Origin of the sequence: Akkermansia sp. GGCC_0220 (genome assembly GCF_017566105.1) — a bacterium.
GTDB classification, from domain to species: domain Bacteria; phylum Verrucomicrobiota; class Verrucomicrobiia; order Verrucomicrobiales; family Akkermansiaceae; genus Akkermansia; species Akkermansia massiliensis.
Genome location: NZ_JABFCI010000015.1, coordinates 51985 through 69657, shown reverse-complemented (window position 1 = coordinate 69657; position 17673 = coordinate 51985). Strand labels below are relative to the sequence as shown.

At 60.2% G+C, this 17673-nt stretch carries 16 protein-coding genes; 9 read left to right on the top strand and 7 right to left on the bottom strand.

Annotated features, from left to right (window positions below; all coding sequences use genetic code 11):
• Window positions 1–260 precede the first annotated feature (260 nt).
• Both HJW02_RS10655 and HJW02_RS10650 read left to right on the top strand, forming a co-directional pair.
• Entirely contained in the window at window positions 261–3668 is a 3408-nt protein-coding gene (locus HJW02_RS10655; RefSeq protein ID WP_146018183.1) for a hypothetical protein, read from the top strand.
• A 2-nt stretch (window positions 3669–3670) separates the two neighbouring features.
• Window positions 3671–4741 (top strand): hypothetical protein, encoded by a 1071-nt coding sequence (locus tag HJW02_RS10650; protein ID WP_102721280.1) that lies wholly within the window; start codon window positions 3671–3673, stop codon window positions 4739–4741.
• Window positions 4742–4879: 138 nt separating this feature from the next.
• Here HJW02_RS10650 and acpS read toward each other — a convergent pair whose 3' ends face one another.
• Genes acpS through purH form a run of 3 tightly spaced genes read right to left on the bottom strand, consistent with a single transcriptional unit; the run spans window position 4880 to window position 7646 of the window.
• A complete protein-coding gene (gene acpS / locus HJW02_RS10645) occupies window positions 4880–5281 on the bottom strand; it encodes a holo-ACP synthase (protein ID WP_205597312.1) in 402 nt (133 codons plus the stop codon).
• Window positions 5282–5318: 37 nt separating this feature from the next.
• Window positions 5319–6059, bottom strand: a complete 741-nt coding sequence (locus HJW02_RS10640; RefSeq protein WP_102721279.1) for a pyridoxine 5'-phosphate synthase — start codon at window positions 6057–6059, stop codon at window positions 5319–5321.
• Window positions 6060–6098: 39 nt separating this feature from the next.
• Window positions 6099–7646: a bifunctional phosphoribosylaminoimidazolecarboxamide formyltransferase/IMP cyclohydrolase gene (gene purH / locus HJW02_RS10635; RefSeq protein WP_022398117.1), complete on the bottom strand. Its 1548-nt coding sequence runs from the start codon at window positions 7644–7646 to the stop codon at window positions 6099–6101.
• Between the two features lie 245 nt (window positions 7647–7891).
• Between purH and rplI the strand changes: the two genes are divergently transcribed.
• The 4 genes from rplI to HJW02_RS10615 all read left to right on the top strand — a co-directional run bounded on the left by rplI (window position 7892) and on the right by HJW02_RS10615 (window position 10852).
• Complete coding sequence (rplI, locus tag HJW02_RS10630; RefSeq protein WP_022398118.1) at window positions 7892–8347, top strand: 50S ribosomal protein L9; 456 nt, start codon at window positions 7892–7894, stop codon at window positions 8345–8347.
• Window positions 8348–8522: 175 nt separating this feature from the next.
• Window positions 8523–9515, top strand: a complete 993-nt coding sequence (locus HJW02_RS10625; RefSeq protein WP_022398119.1) for a magnesium transporter CorA family protein — start codon at window positions 8523–8525, stop codon at window positions 9513–9515.
• A gap of 56 nt (window positions 9516–9571) precedes the next feature.
• Window positions 9572–10474 carry an acetylglutamate kinase gene (gene argB, locus HJW02_RS10620; protein WP_240454290.1) on the top strand — a complete coding sequence of 301 codons (903 nt, stop codon included), beginning with the start codon at window positions 9572–9574 and terminating at the stop codon, window positions 10472–10474.
• Window positions 10475–10486: 12 nt separating this feature from the next.
• The gene (locus HJW02_RS10615) at window positions 10487–10852 is read left to right on the top strand and encodes a lipocalin family protein (protein ID WP_102721278.1); all 366 of its coding nucleotides are present in this window, start codon (window positions 10487–10489) and stop codon (window positions 10850–10852) included.
• Window positions 10853–10870: 18 nt separating this feature from the next.
• Here the strand turns inward: HJW02_RS10615 and HJW02_RS10610 are convergent, their stop codons facing one another.
• Window positions 10871–11155 carry a hypothetical protein gene (locus HJW02_RS10610; RefSeq protein ID WP_022398122.1) on the bottom strand — a complete coding sequence of 95 codons (285 nt, stop codon included), beginning with the start codon at window positions 11153–11155 and terminating at the stop codon, window positions 10871–10873.
• 339 nt (window positions 11156–11494) lie between these two features.
• On the opposite strand from HJW02_RS10610, the gene HJW02_RS10605 reads away from it, so the two are divergent.
• Genes HJW02_RS10605 through HJW02_RS10595 form a run of 3 tightly spaced genes read left to right on the top strand, consistent with a single transcriptional unit; the run spans window position 11495 to window position 14127 of the window.
• Window positions 11495–12541 (top strand): energy-coupling factor ABC transporter permease, encoded by a 1047-nt coding sequence (locus HJW02_RS10605; protein ID WP_102721277.1) that lies wholly within the window; start codon window positions 11495–11497, stop codon window positions 12539–12541.
• Between the two features lie 6 nt (window positions 12542–12547).
• Window positions 12548–13360: a cobalt ECF transporter T component CbiQ gene (gene cbiQ / locus HJW02_RS10600; RefSeq protein ID WP_102721276.1), complete on the top strand. Its 813-nt coding sequence runs from the start codon at window positions 12548–12550 to the stop codon at window positions 13358–13360.
• Window positions 13357–14127, top strand: coding sequence for an ABC transporter ATP-binding protein (locus tag HJW02_RS10595; protein ID WP_102721275.1), 771 nt, complete (start codon window positions 13357–13359; stop codon window positions 14125–14127). Before cbiQ ends, HJW02_RS10595 begins: the two co-directional genes overlap by 4 nt.
• 14 nt (window positions 14128–14141) lie before the next feature.
• On the opposite strand, the gene HJW02_RS10590 is transcribed toward HJW02_RS10595, so the two are convergent.
• From HJW02_RS10590 to ispE, 3 genes are all read right to left on the bottom strand, one after another.
• Window positions 14142–16103, bottom strand: coding sequence for a helicase C-terminal domain-containing protein (locus tag HJW02_RS10590; protein WP_290503209.1), 1962 nt, complete (start codon window positions 16101–16103; stop codon window positions 14142–14144).
• A gap of 38 nt (window positions 16104–16141) precedes the next feature.
• Window positions 16142–16708 (bottom strand): hypothetical protein, encoded by a 567-nt coding sequence (locus HJW02_RS10585; protein WP_146018182.1) that lies wholly within the window; start codon window positions 16706–16708, stop codon window positions 16142–16144.
• A 63-nt stretch (window positions 16709–16771) separates the two neighbouring features.
• Window positions 16772–17620, bottom strand: a complete 849-nt coding sequence (gene ispE, locus HJW02_RS10580) for a 4-(cytidine 5'-diphospho)-2-C-methyl-D-erythritol kinase (protein ID WP_102721272.1) — start codon at window positions 17618–17620, stop codon at window positions 16772–16774.
• Between the last annotated feature and the right edge of the window lie 53 nt (window positions 17621–17673).

The following is a 17673-nucleotide window of genomic DNA, read 5'->3' as shown; positions in this document are numbered from 1 at the left end:
TATGATGCCGCGCTCACTTATCAACTCCGGATTTATCTGGGACGGCTTGAGTAATGACGGATAACAATATAAATAGCCGGCGCCCTGCCCGCCAAAACGGAAATGTCCGGTATCTGAATGCAACGTCCCGGAAAAAGAAAAAACCACGATCAGCGGATTAAGGCGCCTTTACGTCCTGAAAGAGCGCTGCCGGGCGCTCAAATGGAAAATTGCCTTGGAAGAAAGCCTGAATTAACTCAAAAAAGAAAGACCATCCATTGATGAAACCATTCCCACTGTTGCTCTGCATCCTGCTGGCGGGCCTTGTTGCTCCCGTATTCGGCAAACTGGACGGCACTTACATGAATGAGGCCGGAATGACCCTGAAAACGCCCCATGCCGCATGGGATGAAAAAGGAGAGCTTCCCCATAAGAAAATACTTTTTATCATGCAGCAGACGGCCTCGCGAGAGATCATTGAGCTGGTCCAGCGTTTCCCGGGCTTTAAGTATGAAGTGGTTCTCACAGCCAGTGAACATAGCATCGGAGCGGATGATATTTACAGCAATCCGATCGCGGGGCTGAGCACCGCCAACAAACTTCAGGAACTGGATGCCAAACTGGCAAAGGATTATGATCTGGTGGTCATGGCAAACGTCGATTTTGCGGTCCTGCCGGATGAGCAGAAATTCCGCCTGATGTCGATGGTGCGGAACGGAACCGGCCTGGTCCGGATTCAATCCGGCGAACCCTGGTCCGAACTTAAGAAACTGCCTTATAAAAAACCGTACGCCCAGCCGTTGCCCCGGCCGGAATGGGTTGCCGGAAGCAACAGCCTTCCCGGAACCAGGCCTAAAAACTTTGAATCGCGTATTTTCAACGCCTGGCAATTCGGCAATGGCCGGATCGTCGAAGTCGATTACGGCGCGGGCTACCGGCCAGGAGTGGGGCTGACGCCGTATTTCAACTACACCACGGACTGGTTCTTCCTCTATGAAACGTCCCAGGCTTTTCTGGCCCAGGTGCTCTATTACGCCAGCGGAATAGAACTGCCGGCATTTTCAGTACGGCAGGACAACGGCCAATTTGCCGTGACCTCTCCGGAAAAAACCGTTGCCGAGGGCCGTATCCGGCAGGCGGATAATTCCGTTATCCGGAACAGCCTTGATTTCACGAACCTTCCGGCGGGAAGATATACCGCAGACGTATTGGTCCGCAGGGATGGTGCGCTGGTCAACTTCGGCGCCTTTCCCTTTACGGTGGAATCCGCTTTCGGGGCCGTATCGGTGGAAACGCCCAGGCTGGTGCAGGACCGCGGCCCCTTCTCCGTCACGTTGAAACTGGCTTCGCCCGCGCAGGACGGTTATTCCGCCAAAGTGGAGCTGATGGACGCACCCTACCGCAATGTATGGTTCAGCAAGACCCTTCCTTTGGAAGCCGGAAAGAAAGAGCTTTCATTCGGCCTTGAAAATTACCGGATGCCGACCATCGGCGGTTATCTGCGCTGTACCGTTTACGATGCCCGGGGACACGCGGCACATGCGGAAAACCCGGTGATTTTCCCGGATTATTCCCTGGAAGATTATCTCCAGCTTACCTGGGGCCAGGTTGGCTGTACTTTTAACCCGGCCTTCGGAGAACGGATCATCGACCGCCTCGGCTGGAACGTATCACTGCAATTTTTCACCAAGGGAGATATTGAAAACGCCCTGCGGAACGAAAAACTGTGTCCGTACATCTGCCGGATCGGGATGGAAGCCGGGCCGAACAATGAAACCAGAATATTGCGCAAGCTGTGGTCCGAACAGAAAGAAAACATGGAGCAGCTGGGTACGTTGAACGGCGACGAATCGTTCTACCACCCATTGGTCCGGAAGCTTTGGAGCGACGATCTGCGACGCCAGGCGGAGTACCTGAAAGACCTGAGCCCTGTGCTGTACAACCTGGGCGACGAAAATTTTTACACCTACGACGCCGGGTTCGGAGAATCGGATAAACAGCCGTTCGCCGATTTCCTGCGGGGGAAGTACCAGACCATGGAAAACCTGAACCTCGAATACGGCGCCTCCTATGCCGGATTCGGTGAAGTGCCCCACCTCCGGCTGGACGCGGCCAAAAAAGAGGGGAATCTGGTCGCCTACAATGACCACCGGGAATATATTGAAAAAATGTACGTGGACATGCATCATTTCCTGGCGGCGGAAATCAAAAAGGTTCATCCCGGAGCCCGGGTAGGCGCGGAAGGCTCCCCTCCCGGCAACCTTGAAGAAATGATTAAGGGGCTGGACTTCTGGGGCCCTTACAGCGGCATGCAGGAGAACGAGGTGTTGCGCGCATTCGGCGCGGACCGGGTCCGGACCATCTGGTGGGGAGGGTATTGCTCGGAGCGTTCATCCTATCCATACAAACTTTGGGGACACCTGCTGCAGGGAGCGATCAACGGCCACGCCTGGTTCCTGATCAACCCCGCCCTGGGAGAAACCAGCCATTCCGGCGATCTCTCCGAGGCGGAATACCTGCGCCAGTACATGCCCTATCTTGATGACTTGAACTACGGCCTCGCACAGCTGCTGATCAAAACCCCGTTTCCGGATACCGGCATCCTGTTCTACTACAGCCACACCTCCAATTCCGCCGCCCAGGCGGACAGCCGCTGCGTCAAGCCGGACGCCAGCATGAATCCGCTGCTCCGGTATTGCTACCAGCGCGGGCTGGGCTTCAATTTCGTCTCGCCCAATACCCTGGAACGCCTGAAAAACGCACGGCTCCTCTTCCTCTGCGGAGCTTCCTCCCTGAGCGACAAAGAGTGCGCGGCCATTCTGGATTTCGTCAAATCCGGCGGCACCGTACTGGCTGACGCCAATATCGCCATCCTGAACGAAAACCTGAAAAAACGCACTGTGAACCCCCTGGGCGAACTTTTCGGGAACCTGACGTTCGGCCAGGCGAAAGAGCTCGAAATCCAGTCTTATGAAAGCACAAGCGGAGCCCTGGCCCTGGCGGGAGAAAAGGCCCATGCAGTCCACGGCAATCCGGGCCTGCAACTCCGCAAGACCGGCAAAGGAAACGCCATCCTGCTGAATGCCTCCCTCTCCGTTCTGGAAAATAATTCCCTGCCCGGCTCCTCCCTGAACACGTTCCTTGACCAGGTGGTGAAAAACGCCGGAGTCCGTCCTCTGGCCGTCATCCCCGATTTCAGCGACACCCTGATGGTCCGTCCGCGGAAGGCCGGAGAATTCGAACTGCTGGGCGCCCTCGGCCAGGAAAAGGACCTCGGCAAATCATTCACCGCTGAATTGCCGGAAGAAAAATACATCTATGAGTGCCGCAAAGGACTGGTGGGGAAATCAGACAAGCTTGTCTTTAAATTCTCCAATGCGCCGTTCCGCTGCTTTGCCCTGTTTGACCGGGAGCAGCAGCCGCCCGTGGTAACCGCTCCGGCCCAGGTGGCCAAAGGCGCCCGGGCCCTGCTTAAGATTTCCGGACCGGCCAATCCCCGGGAACGCGCGTACCGGATTACGGTAACGGCCCCGGACGGCAGGGAAATTCTGCACCGCAGCAAAACCATTTACGGCAAGACGGAATATCCGCTGGATTTCGCCTTTAACGATCTTCCCGGCGCATACCGCATCACCATTGAAGACGCGGCTACAGGCTTGAATACCCAACACGAAATAGAGGTAAAATAATCATGCAGAAACTCGCCGTGACCCTGCTGGCCGGATTGTGCACCACACTGCTGTACGCCGCCCCCTCCATTGAAAAGAAAGAAGAGAAACTTGACCGCAAGGGAACTCCCGTCCTTGTTACCCGCCATACCGTCAACCTTGGCAACGGAAAAATCAATTACCACACCGTTACCAATCCCAATGACAACAAGCCGGTTCAGCAGGAATGGGGGGATTTCAGATTCGGCATCGAATATTGGAGGAACCCCAATACTCCCGGAAGCTGGAGTCCCGTCAATTTCCTCGCCGCAATCGGCAAGGACGGCAAAACACTGCTGGACCGGAAAGTCGCGGAAAAAATTGACACCGTAGAAAACGGCAAGATGGAAATGGCCGTATTCACGTTCCGCCCGGAAAACAGTGTTCTGGACGTCAGGATAGCGCAGTTCAAGGATCGCCCGGACTGGCTGTTCGTCAAGGTCGCTTATCCCGGACAACTGTATGAAGTATGGGCGTCGCCGGTTCACGGTTACGGGAAGCCGGAACTGGAGTCGCAATACGCCCTGAAAGAAGGAGCCGGGGAAAAACCATGCGGAAAGCCGGACTGGATTCTGACGAAAACAACCGGGGGAAACGGGGTAATGAACTTCAACCGCTATGCTTACAAGGAGTTCGGCACGTTCATCGTTTTTGAAAAAGAATCCCTCCGCCAGATCCGGATTCATGGAGATGATATCAAATTTGAGCTGAAACCGGAGTCGGACAGCTTCAGTTTTGCCATAAGTTATTTCAAAGACCGGAACCCGGAGGAGGTGCGCCCGGAATTCTTCAACGTGACGGTTCCGGAAGTGGAAAGCTTCCTGAAGTCCATCAATTGGAATCCGGTCCCCGACCGGAAGACGTTTTCAGAGCTTGCGGATGAAACCCGGAAAAATATCTCCATCCTGAAAGGGGATGGCGGCCATGTGGCGGACTATGAAAAGAAAGTAAAAGAACTGGAAACCGATTTTTCCGAAGCGCCGAGTTTTGAAACTCTGGCCGCCCTCCGCGAACTGAATAGGGAAGTCATCAAGAAGAACCTTGAAAACCTGTAGGAACACGGTATTCATCGGCGCCGCTGGCAAGGCATCCTGTAGAAATTTCCTGGGCTCAAGACCCGGTATGTTCCAGCCGGCTTTGGTTCAGGGAAAACGGTCCCGGGAGCGGCCAAGGCTTGCGGCGTTCCTGGCGCATCAGGAAAATTCGGGGACTTCGGCAACGGCGATGACGGCGGCGGCGGCGCTCAGGCGGGAATGGGTCATGGTCAGGAACCAGCCCGTGACGCCCTGCTCCCGGGCCGTCACTCCGGCAGTGCCGTGCAGCAGGATGGAGGGAGCGCCCGCATCATTGCGCACCACTTCCACATCCGTAAAAGCGCATTTTTCCCCTATTCCCGTTCCCAGGGCCTTCGCCACGGCCTCCTTGGCCGCAAAACGGGCCGCCAGGCGCGGCACGGGGTCCGCATGCTTCCGGCAATAGGCCCATTCATCCGGGGTGCAGATGCGCAGGGCAAACGCCTCCCCGTTTTTCTGGAGGGCGTGGCGCACGCGGTCCAGGTCGATCAAATCCATTCCCAATCCTGCAATGCGGCTCATGTTCCTGCAACCGGGGGTTAAAGTTGAAACGGGAATATCAGCTCAGGCGGTCGATCGCCTGGCGCATTTCCCTCACGGCCTGCTCCATCCCCACAAAAAGGGCGCGGGCTACGATCGTATGGCCTATGTTCAGCTCATGCAGGTAAGGCACGCCGTCCATCAGCTGTTCCAGATTCTGGTAGTTGATGCCATGGCCTGCATTCACCTGGATGCCCAGGGAGTGGGCCAGCTCCGCGGCGCGTTTCAAACGGGCCAGCTCCGCCGTGCGTTCCTTCCCGGCGTGGTTGGCAAAGCATCCGGTATGAAGCTCCACCATGGGCGCTCCCAGACGGGCGGCGGCGTCCACCTGGGCCAGCTCCGGATCAATGAACAGGCTCACCTGAATGCCGTTGTCAGCCATTCTTGCCATGGTGGGGGCCAGTTCCTTTTCATGAAAGACGGCGTCCAGGCCGCCTTCCGTAGTAATTTCCTCACGCTTTTCCGGGACCATGCAGACATAGTCCGGTTTCAGCCGAAGGGCAAAGTCCACCATCTCCGGGGTGTTCCCCATTTCCAGGTTCAGGGGAAGGGCCACGCTCTCCCGGACGCTCAGGGCGTCCGTATCCTGCATGTGGCGGCGGTCCCCCCGGACGTGGAGGGTGATGGAATCCGCCCCGCCCCTTTGCGCCGCGTAGGCGGCGTCCAAAACGCTCGGCTCCACGTTGAAGGAATCAAGCATGGTCGCATAGCGGGCCTGCCTCAGCGTGGCGATGTGGTCTATATTTACACCTAGCAACATATCGGTTTTAAGACAAGGGGACGGGGCCGATCATTCAAATTAATGGAGGAAATGGCGGTGCCCCGTGAACACCATGGCGATGCCCGCGGCGTCCGCGGCGGCGATCACTTCCTCGTCCCGGATGGAACCGCCGGGCTGGATGCAGGCGGTGGCCCCGGCGTCAATGGCTACCTGGAGGCCGTCCGCAAACGGGAACATGGCGTCGGAAGCCACCACGCTGCCCTTCAGGTCCAGGCCGGCCTGTCCGGCCTTCCAGACGGCAATGCGGGCGGAATCCACCCGGCTCATCTGCCCGGCGCCGATGCCGAGCGTGCGGTCCGTGCCGCCGAAGACGATGGCGTTGGAGTGCACCTGCTTCACGACGCGCCAGTTGAAGCGCATGGCGGTCAGTTCCTCCTCGGTCGGGGGGCGCTTGGTCACAACCTTGGCTTCCAGATTGTCCAGGCCCATCACGTCCGTATCCCGCTTCATGGTCATGAAGCCGCCGGGAGCGGAGCGGATGATGGGTTCGCGGCGCGCCTTCATCCAGGCTTCCGTGTTCATGCGGATGATGCGGCAGTTTTTCTTCTTCTGGAGAAGGGCGCGGGCTTCCGCATCGTATTCCGGGGCGATGATGACGTCCGTGAAAATGGCGCTCAGCACGCGGGCCAGTCCTTCCGTCATCGGACGGTTGACCACGATCACGCCGCCGAAGGGGGCCTGCGTGTCCGTTTCAAAGGCTTTCTGCCAGGCGTTGCGCAGGTCTTCGTCATCCTGGCCCACGCCGCAGGGGTTCGTGTGCTTCAGGATGCCCACCGTCGGGCGGCGGAACTGGGTGATCAGCTCGGCGGCGCCTTCGATGTCCAGCACGTTCGTGTAGGAAAGCTCCTTGCCCTGGAGCTGGTTGAAAATGTCCCCGAAGCTGCCGTACAGGCTGGCTTCCTGGTGGGGGTTGTCCCCGTAGCGCAGTTCCTGGTACAGGGGCGCGCAGATGCAGAAGCTGCCCTTGGTGCTTTCCGCGCTCTGGTGGCCCAGGTAGTTGGTGATGGCGTTGTCGTAATTGGAGGTGCGCATGAACACCTTCACTGCCAGGTTTTCGCGGGTTTTCAGGGTCGTGTCTCCCTTGTGGGTCTGCATTTCATCCAGAATGCGCGCGTAGTCCGCGGGATCGGACACGACGGTGACGGAGGCGTAGTTCTTGGCGGCGGAACGGAGCATGGACGGGCCGCCGATGTCGATCTTTTCAATCGCTTCCTCCAGCGTGACGTCCGGCTTGGCGACGGTTTCCTCAAAGGGGTACAGGTTCACGCAGACCAGGTCAATGGGCTTGATGCCGTTTTCCTTCGCCTGGCGCACATGCTCTTCATTGTCGCGGCGGTGCAGCAGGCCCCCGTGCACCATGGGGTGAAGCGTCTTCAGGCGTCCTTCAAACAATTCCGGTTCCCCGGTATAGTCGGAAATTTCAATCACCGGAAGGCCCAGGCCTTTCAGGAAAGCGGCGGTGCCGCCGGTGGAAATAAGCTCTACTCCAAACTCGTGCAGGCCCTTGGCAAACTCCTCCAGGCCGGTCTTGTCGGAAACGGATATCAATGCGCGCTGAATAGCCATAAGATCAAATATCTGTAATGTACCCGCGGGCGAACCCTCCTCTCCGGGAGCGAACGCGACAAATGCGGTTCCTTTCCCTACATACTACCGCCCCGTGAAGCAAGCGCAATGTCACCTATCATGACAGCCGGGGGGATTTTTTCCTCCCAAAACATAAAAAAACGCCCTTTTTATCGCTCTTGTCTTGACATTCGGGCGAATACTTACTACTTCAACCGCTCACAAATAACCATTTCTTTTTAGCCATGGCAACGATGGAAGTAATTCTCGCAACAAAAATTGAAGGACTCGGCGCGGAAGCCGACCTGGTGACCGTTAAGGCTGGCTATGGCCGCAACTACCTCATCCCCCAGGGTCTCGCCCACGAAGCAACGGCCTCCAACCGCCGTTTCATCGCCAATCTTCAGGCCGCCCGCGCCAAGCGTGAAGCGGAAGAACTCAGCGCCGCCCAGGAAGTGGCCGCCAAAATCAACGGATTGACCGTAGACCTTACCCTTGAAGTGGGTCAGGGCGGCAAGGCGTTCGGCGCCATCACCAACCAGAACATTCACGATGCCCTGACCGCTCAGGGAGTGGAAGTGGACCGCCGCGCGATTGAGCTTGAAAAGCCGATCAAGAGCGAAGGCGAACACGAAGTCGCCATCAAGGTGCATCCCCAGGTGGAAGCCACGCTCAAGGTGGTCGTCAAGGAAAACGCCTAAGCGGCGCGCATCCCTTTCTTTTTTCCGGCAGGCCCGGTTCCCACCTTGGGAACCGGGCCTCTTTTTGTCACCCTTTTTACTTCCCTTCCCTGTACAAACAAGGCATCATGCCCGCGTTGGGTGTCACTCGACATCATGCACGGCATCGTTCCATCCCCCCACCGAAATCAACGGCATGATTCGACTCTATCGTCAAACCCCGGAAGGCATTGAGCGCACCACCCAGGTGGATGCGGCGGAACAGAACTTGGACTCCGTCTTCTGGATTGACCTCCTTACCCCTGAACCGGCGGAAATCAAGTTTGTGGAACGCCTCTGCGGGCTGGAGATGCCCACCTACGACGAGATGAGGGAAATTGAGGCCACCAGCCGCCTGTACACGGAGGACGGAGCCCGCTTCATGACCACCACGGTCCTCAGCCGCGTGGATACGGAATCCCCCTCCCTGTCGGAAATCACCTTCGTCCTCATGGGGGCCAAGATCATCACCATCCGCCATTCGGACTCCTATTCCTTCCGCGTCTTCTCCCACCAGCTCCTGCGCCAGAAGCAGATCAGCCGGGACCAGGTTTTCACCGGACTGCTGGAAACCATCGTGGACCGCCAGGCGGACGTCCTGGAACGCTTCGGCGCGGAACTGGACCGCCTTTCCAAAAACATCTTCCGCAGGGACGAGCCGGAAGGCAAGGCCAGCAAGCGCGTGCCCGTCTCCAGCGCCCTGCGCCTCACGCTCCAGGACCTGGGCCGCGTGGGGGACCTGCTCACCCGCCAGCGGGACTGCCTGGTCAACCTTCTGCGCCTGCTCACGTACGCCAGCAATGAAGAGGCCCTGGACGACACCAACTCCACCCTGTACATCAAGCTGCGCCCCCTGAGCCGCGACGTTACGTCCCTCTCGGAATACGCCAACTTTCTTTCCAGCAACGTGAACTTCATGCTGGACGCCGTTCTGGGCCTCATCAACATCGAGCAGAACGAAATCGTCAAAATCTTCACCGTGGCGGCCGTGGTCTTCATGCCCCCCACCCTCATCGCCAGCATCTACGGAATGAACTTCTCCCACATGCCCGGCCTGGAAAACGAATACGGCTATTACATCTCCCTGGTCGTCATGCTCGTTTCCATCATCCTTCCCCTGGTTTATTTCAGGAGCAGGCGCCTGCTTTGAACGGCCCCTGCCGCGGACTCCCTCCCTCTCTTTTTGTCAACCACTCCTACCGTTTCATGATTGATATGGACTCCAAAATCACCCGCCTGATTGAACAGGCCTCCGTCATTGTCGGCGCCCTTCCCTACCTCCAGGCCTACCGGGACAAGACATTCCTCATCAAATTCGGCGGCAGCGCCATGGACGACGCCCGCCTGGTCAAGAAGCTCATGCGCGACATCGTTCTGCTGGAAGTCCTGGGCTTCAACCCCGTGATCGTCCACGGCGGCGGCAAGGCCATTTCCAAGGCCATGGCGGAAGCCGGGCTGGAGGCCTGCTTCATCAACGGTCTGCGCGTCACGACGCCGGAAGCCATTTCCATCGTGGAACGCACCCTCTCCGGAACCATCAATCCCGGCCTCGTCCAGATGTTCCGCGACTACGGAGGCAAGGGCGTAGGCATTCCCGGCACGGAAATCTTCGTGGGGGAACGCATCCAGGAGAAGGACGAACAGGGCAACCCCGTGGACATCGGGGAAGTAGGCAACGTCATCGGCTGCCTGACAGACCGCATCACGGAAGCGCTGGAACTCCAGATCACCCCCATCGTCTCCCCCCTGGCGAAAGAGCTGGGCACCCACAAGCCGCTCAACGTGAACGCGGACCTGGCGGCGGCGGCCCTTGCCAAGGAGCTCAAGCCGGTCAAGCTTATCTACATTTCCGACGTTCCCGGCATCATGAAGGACCCCGCGGACCCGTCCACCCTCATCAAATCCGTCACGCGCACGGAAGCCCTGGACCTCATTGAAGACGGCACCGTTTCCGGCGGCATGATTCCCAAAATCCACTCCGCCATTGACGCCCTGAACGCGGGCGTGCGCAAGGTGCACTTCATTGACGGACGCCTGCCCCACACCCTGCTGCTGGAAATCTTCACTCCGGACGGCATCGGTACGGAAGTCATCAGGGAACAGCGCTGACCACCCGCCGCCATGCGCCTTTTCCTCCTTCTTCCGGCCCTCTCCCTGGCGGCGGCCTCCTGCTCCATGCAGCCCACTCCGTCCAGCCTTTCCGGCTCCTGGACCCAGCCCGTCCCCGGACAGCCGGGGCACGTGCAGGGAATGCAGCTCCTGCCGGACGGCAGGGCGAGATCCATCAACATGCGCACGCTTCTCTACCGGAGCTGGCAACTGGACGGCAAGCGCCTGACCCTGACGGGGAAAAGCATAGGCAACGGGAACTCCTCCCTCTTCACCACAACCTCCACCATTGACAGACTCAGCAGAACTACGCTGATTCTGAACACGGACGGAAACCGGGAGGCCTACACCCGCACGCCGGACGCGGCCGGAAGGTAAGCATCCCGGCGCCTTCCGCTATTCATCCTCCAGAAGGGACTTGTTGGCCGCTTTCGCCAGCTCGCAATTCGGGCATTTGTCAATCAGGCGGTCCATCAGGGCTTCAATGCGGGCGTCCTTCGCCATCAACTGCTCATCCTTCTTCTTGAGCAGGTTCAGCGTATAATTCACGGCAATCGTCAGAACGCCCAGGCCGCCGATGGCTCCGGCGGAAGATACGGCCGTATCTGCGGAAATATTGCCCAGGATCGTCGTGCACCCGCCTATGGAAAACAAGCACTTAGCTATGGAAAAATTCATCATGGGTTCCGTCTAGCAAACCGCTTCCCCGTCTGCATCACGCCCAATCCGTCCACATCCGCCGCGCGGCACGCCTGGGCGGCACGGCGCGGCAGCCAAATTCCCGCCGGATACACTCGGAGAAAACGCGCTCCCCCTCCCCCGGAAAGGCGCTATTGCCGGGGAACACGGTCCACCGGACCCGCGCAGGGAGCAAGGCCGCGCGGCGCGGGGAAAATACTTATACCCGTTGCCGCATTTCCTTCTTCGGCTTTGCGGTGTTTGTGCTAAAGTGGCGCCAATCTGCCCGGTCCGGGGCTCTTACCAATACTTCACTTCATCCAATAGAAAGACACAAACATCATGCATATGGCGGACGGCTTCATTTCACCGGCGGTAGGCTGCACCATGTGGGCGGCTTCCGCCGCGATCACGGCGCTCTGCGCGCGCAAGGTCAGGCAGGAAAAGGAAGTGCGGCTCGTCCCGCTCATGGGCGTTCTGGGAGCCTTCATCTTCGCCTGCCAGATGCTGAACTTCACCATTCCGGGCACCGGGTCCAGCGGCCATCTGGGCGGCGGCCTCATCCTGGCTGTCCTGCTGGGGCCGTATGCGGGCTTCCTGGTCATGGCGGCCATCCTGGCGGTGCAGGCGCTTTTCTTTGCGGACGGAGGGCTGCTGGCCCTGGGCTGCAACATCTTCAACATGGGCTTCTTCTCCTGCCTGGTAGCCTACCCCTTCATTTACAGGCCCCTGGCCGGGAAAAACCCCGGCACGGGCCGAATCACGCTGGCCAGCATCACCGCCGCTGTCATCGGGCTCCAGCTGGGGGCCTTCTCCGTCGTGCTGGAAACGACGGCCTCCGGCATCTCCGCGCTGCCCTTCGCCCAGTTCGTGGAACTGATGCTTCCCATCCATCTGGCCATCGGCGTGGTGGAAGGACTCGCCACGGCGGCCATCGTCATCTTCATCAGCCGGGCCCAGCCCTCCCTGCTGCGCCCGGCTGATCTGGAAACCGGCCCCGTCAAAAAAGCCTCCTTCACCGTTCTGGGCATCTTTGCGGTAGCGGCCCTGCTCTGCGGGGCGGCCCTTTCCTGGTTCGCCTCCGCCTACCCTGACGGCCTGGAATGGTCCGTGGCCGGCGTCACCGGGTCGGAAGAAACCAGCCTGGCGGAGCCTTCCTCCCTCCACCGCAGCCTGGAATCCGTACAGGCATCCACCGCCATCATGCCGGATTACGCCCTCCCCGCCGCGGAGGAAACAGCCTCCTCCGGAGAGACGGAGGGAGCCTCCTCCATCGTCAACCCTGAAACCAGCCTGGCCGGCGTGCTGGGGAGCGTCATCATTGCCGCCCTGGTCTTTGCGGCCGGCTTCCTGTTCGGCAGAAAACCGCACAGCCACTGCCCCCGCTGACCCCCCATGCCCCTGTTCACGGACGCCGCGCGGCAATTCCGCCAGATGGACCGGTTTTCCTGCGGAAACACCGGATTCCACCGTCTGGACGCCCGTATTAAAATAGGGGCCTTCCTCGTCTTTCAAATCTGCGTGCTCTCCTGGCCTCCGCAGGAAATCACGGGGCTGCTGCCCTTCTTCCTGTTCCCGGTCTGCGTCATCCGCATGGCGGGGCTCCCCCTGGGCTACCTGCTGAAGCGCACCCTGTGGCTGCTGCCCGTCGCCGTCATGATCGGCATCTTCAACCCGCTGGTGGACAGGACGCCGGCGGGAGAATGGTTCGGCATTCCCGTTACCCGGGGCATCATCTCCTTCATCTCCATCATCCTGCGGTGCATGCTCACCATCCTGGGAGCCTTCACGCTGCTGGCCTCCACGGGCTTCGCTCCGCTCTGCCGGGGCCTGAGGCAGCTCGGCGCGCCGCGCATCCTGATCACGCTCCTGGCCTTCCTGTACCGGTACGCCTTCATCCTGATGGATGAATTCCAGAACATGCTGATGGCGTTCCGTTCCCGGAGGGGAGGCTCCGGTTCCGTCCCCCTCTCCACCTGGGGGGCCATGACCGGCCAGCTCCTGCTGCGCACCTTCGGTCGCGCGGAACGCATTTACCAGGCCGTCCTGTGCCGGGGAGGGGAAGACCCTGAATTCGTCAGCGCCCCCGGCGTCATCACCATGCGCGGCGTGGCGGGCGGCATTCTCTTCTGCGCCCTCGTCATCCTGTTCCGCTGCTTTAACGTCACCATGCTGGCGGGCCAGTGCGCCCGCAGCCTCCTCTCATGAGCCACCACCTTGTAGAAACCATCGACCTGTGCTTCAGCTACCCGGATTCTCCTCCGGCGCTGAACCGCGTCTCCCTGCGCATCACCCACGGGGAATCCGTTGCCGTCGTGGGCGGGAACGGAGCGGGAAAATCCACCCTGCTCCTGCACCTCAACGGCCTGCTGGAGCCCTCCTCCGGACAGGTGCGGGTGGGGGACATCCCCGTCACGCCCAAAACCGTCGCCCGCGTCCGGGAAAGCGTGGGAATGGTATTCCAGCAGGCGGACGACCAGCTTTTCATGCCTACCGTCCGGGAGGACGTGGCCTTCGGCCCGCTCAACATGGGCCTCCCTCCGGAAGAAGTCAGCCGCCGCGTGCGGCAGGCTCTGCGGGACGTCCATGCGGAAGCCCTGGCGGACAAGATGACCCACCACCTTTCCGGCGGGGAAAAACGCGCCGTCTCCATCGCCACCGTCCTCTCCATGACCCCGGACATCCTGGTTCTGGACGAACCCAGCGCGAACCTGGACCCGGCCTCCCGCCGCACCCTCATCAGCCTCCTGCGCCAATTCTCCCATACCAAAATCATCGCCACCCATGACCTGGACATGGTCATGGACCTGTGCACCCGCTGCATCGTGATGAAGGACGGCTCCATTCTGGCGGACGCGCCCGTTCCGGACATTTTCGCCGACTGCGCTTTGCTGGAAGAAGCGCGCCTGGAACAGCCCCTCAGCTACCGCCTGATGCAGTACGGCAGGGAGAAGGAGAACTCCGGCCAATTTTAAGGAGGAAAAACTCCTTACACAAACTCCAGACGGGCATCCGGCAGGGACTTGATGAACCGCGCCCCGTACCTCTTGGTGGCTACGCGGGGGTCCAGGATCACCACCATGCCGGAATCGCTTTTCGTGCGGATCAGCCGCCCCACCCCCTGCCGCAGCTTCAGAATGGCTACGGGCACGGAATATTCGTAAAACGGGTTCCCCCCGCGCGCCCTGATGCTCTCAAAGCGGGACTCCACCAGCGGGTGGTCCGGCACCTCAAACGGCAGGCGCGTCACAATAACGTTGGAAAGGGCCTCTCCGGGCACGTCCACCCCGGTCCAGAAACTGTCCGTGCCGAAGAGCACGCTGTTCACATCCTTCCGGAACGCCTCCAGCATGGCATGCCGCTGCATGTCCTGCCCCTGCACGTACAAGGTCCATCCCTGTTCTTCACAGAACGGGCGCACCTTTTCCGCCACCTGCACCATCAGCCGGTAGCTGGTGAACAGCACGAAGGCCCTGCCGCGGGACTCCGCCAGATACCTTTTAATCCATTCCGGCAGCACTTCCGCATACTCCGGCTGGTCCGGCTCCGGCATGGAACGGGCCACGATCAGCCTCATCTGCTCCCGGTAATTGAACGGACTGCCTATCTGGAGCTTCCGGACGCTTTCCGCACCCACGCGCCCCGCAAAGTAGCCCATGTCCGCATCCCCCGTCCCCAGCGTAGCGGAGGTCAGAATGGCGGAACGCCCGGCGGAAAACAGGCGCTCCCTCAGGATATCGCCCACCTCCACGGGGGCGGAGCACACGCTCATGTTCCTTCCCTCCGGACCGGACCGCTCCGCCCAGTACACGTGCCCCTCCTCCGTCATGTCCATCAGCACCTTCAGGGAGGCCTGCGCCTCCTCCATGCGGGCGGCCATGTCCGCCAGTTCATCCTTCACGGCCACGTTTTCCTCCTGCTTCGCGCCCTCCCTCTTCAATTCTCCGATCAATTCCGCCAGAGGCAGGGAAAGAATGTCCTGGGACCATTCCGGCTGGAGAATGCGGACAATCTTGCCGGAGCCCGCAAACCCCAGGTCATCCCGCGCATTCTGGAAAAACAGGCCTGAAGCGTCAATCACGTCCTGCACCCGCTGGAACAGGGCCGGATTGTTCAGCGGTTTCAGCAGGCCCTTGTGCGTGCGCGGATTGAACATCCGCAGCAGTTCATAATTGAGATGCGGTTCCGAGAGCTGCACGCCCAGCTGCCGGGCGGCGATGTTCTCAATCATGTGGGCCTCATCCAGAACCACGAAATCCCCGGGAAAAACGAACCCCGCCTCCTCGGAACCCTCCGCCTGGGCCATCAGGCCGAAAAACAGGGTATGGTTCAGCACCACCACCTTGGCCTCCAGCACCCTCTTGCGGGCCACCTGGTACGGACAGGAGGGGCCGCAATGGCGCATGCTGCACGCATGCGGTTCACTGCACACCATGGCCCATACCTTGGGAGACGGACGGAACGCCATGTCGCTCAGGGTGCCGTCCTGCGTTCTCAGCGCCCAGTCCTGAATCCGCGTCAGCTCCGCGGCTTCCCCCTGCGTAAACAGGGAATCCATCTGGGCCAGCGCGCGCCGCAGGCGGGTATGGCACAGGTAATTCTGCCTGCCTTTCAGCAGGGCGGCGGAAAAATCAATCCCCAGGGCGGCGCGCAGCAACGGAATATCCTTGTTGAACAACTGCTCCTGCAAATTGATGGTATGCGTGGAAATGACCGCTTTCCGGTCAAAATCCAGCGCAAACTTCACGGCCGGCAGCAGATAGCCCAGGGACTTGCCTACGCCCGTTCCGGCCTCCACCAGCAGCGGGGCGTCCACCTGGAGAGCCCTCGCCACGGCCAGGGCCATATTCTGCTGCTCCGCCCGGTATTCAAAATCCCTGGCGCGGGAGAACAACCCGTCCGGGGCAAATGCCCGGTGGACATAAGCCTCAAAGGCGCTAACGCCTTCCACGTCATCTGCCCCGGCGCCATTCATACGGGAACGCTCCCCTACTGGCCCACGGGAAGCTGGCGGGAGGAAACCGGCGGCAGATTCACCTTTTCCGGCAGGTCATAGAACATGGAGCGCAGGGCATTCGCATTCATCTTGGAAGCATCAATGAACGTCCAGGGCCCCTTGTCCTTCAAATCCTTCACCAGCACCAGAACGCCTGTATTCTCTATCTTTACAGGCATCCCGTCCGGACGCTTCATGGAAATGACCATCCGCGTGGGGAGCACCACCAGCACCTCGTCTCCATTCTTCACCAGATGTTCCGCCGTAGGCTGGCCTATTTCATACGTCTCCACCACCATGCCGCGCTCTTTCATCACGGCGGCGGCTCCCTGCATCTTTTCCCTCATGGTCTTCATGAACGCGGCCTCCCCTCCCGGGAAGGAAGAAACAAGCTGCTTCTTCATGGGAGCGTACATCTTCTCAATCATCCACATCATGTCCCCCGTTTTCACCGCTCCGGAAAGCTCCCGGGCGGCCTGGACGGCGCTGTCTCCGTATTCACCGGCCTGGACGGCGCACGCAGCCGCCACCATCACACCTGCAAACAAACTTTTAATCATGGACGGAGTGTAACGGCATGCATCCCCCGCCGTCAAGGCAAGGCCTCCTGCACAACCATGTTTTTACCGGGCGCCCTCCCGCATCACAAGCCCGGACCACATCCACAGCGTGGGGTCCAGTTCCCGCGCGGCGTCCTCCATCAACTTGCGGGCCGCTTCTTCATCCTCCGCCACGGCGAACATGGTGGAGCCGGAGCCGGACATCATGGCGCCGCGCACGCCGGGCCTCTCCAGCAGCCATCGCTTCATCTCCGCCAGGAACAAATGCTTCTCAAACACGGGCCTTTCCAGATCATTCACCAGCACATGGCCGTCCACCCGCTGCTCCCCGTACGGTATGCCCGGCAATTCCCGTGAACCCGCCCAGCGGCGGTAGGCGTCCGGCGTGGAAACGCCGAACGACGGCTTCAGCAGAACGATCCGGGGGCGCCATTCCCTCCATTCCGGCAGGGGCTCCACCTTTTCCCCGCGGCCGGTGCAGCGGCACGCCATTCCATAAATGAAAAATCCCACATCGGAACCGATCTCCCCGGCCAGCTCCGCCAGACGCCTCCGGGACAGGCCGCCGTGTTCCAGCTCATTCAGGGCGGACAGCACGCACGCGGCGTCGCTGCTGCCGCCGCCCAGCCCCGCGCCATGGGGCACGTTCTTGACCAGGCGCACATGCCACGGCATGGGCCGTCCCAGCTCCCGCTCCATCAGCCGCCCCGCCTTCATGACCAGGTTGCTTTCATCCAGCGGAACTCCCGGGGCGTCGCAGCTCATTTCCAGGCCGTCCGCCGGGAAAAACTCCAGCACGTCGCACAATTCCAGGGGAACCATCACGGTATCCACTTCATGGAAACCGTCCGCCCTCTTACCCAGAACGCGGAGGGAAACGTTCACCTTGCACGGAGCCTTGCAACTGATCATACGCCATGGATTCCACCAAGGGACGGCCTCCGGGTCAAGCCCCCATTGGGCGC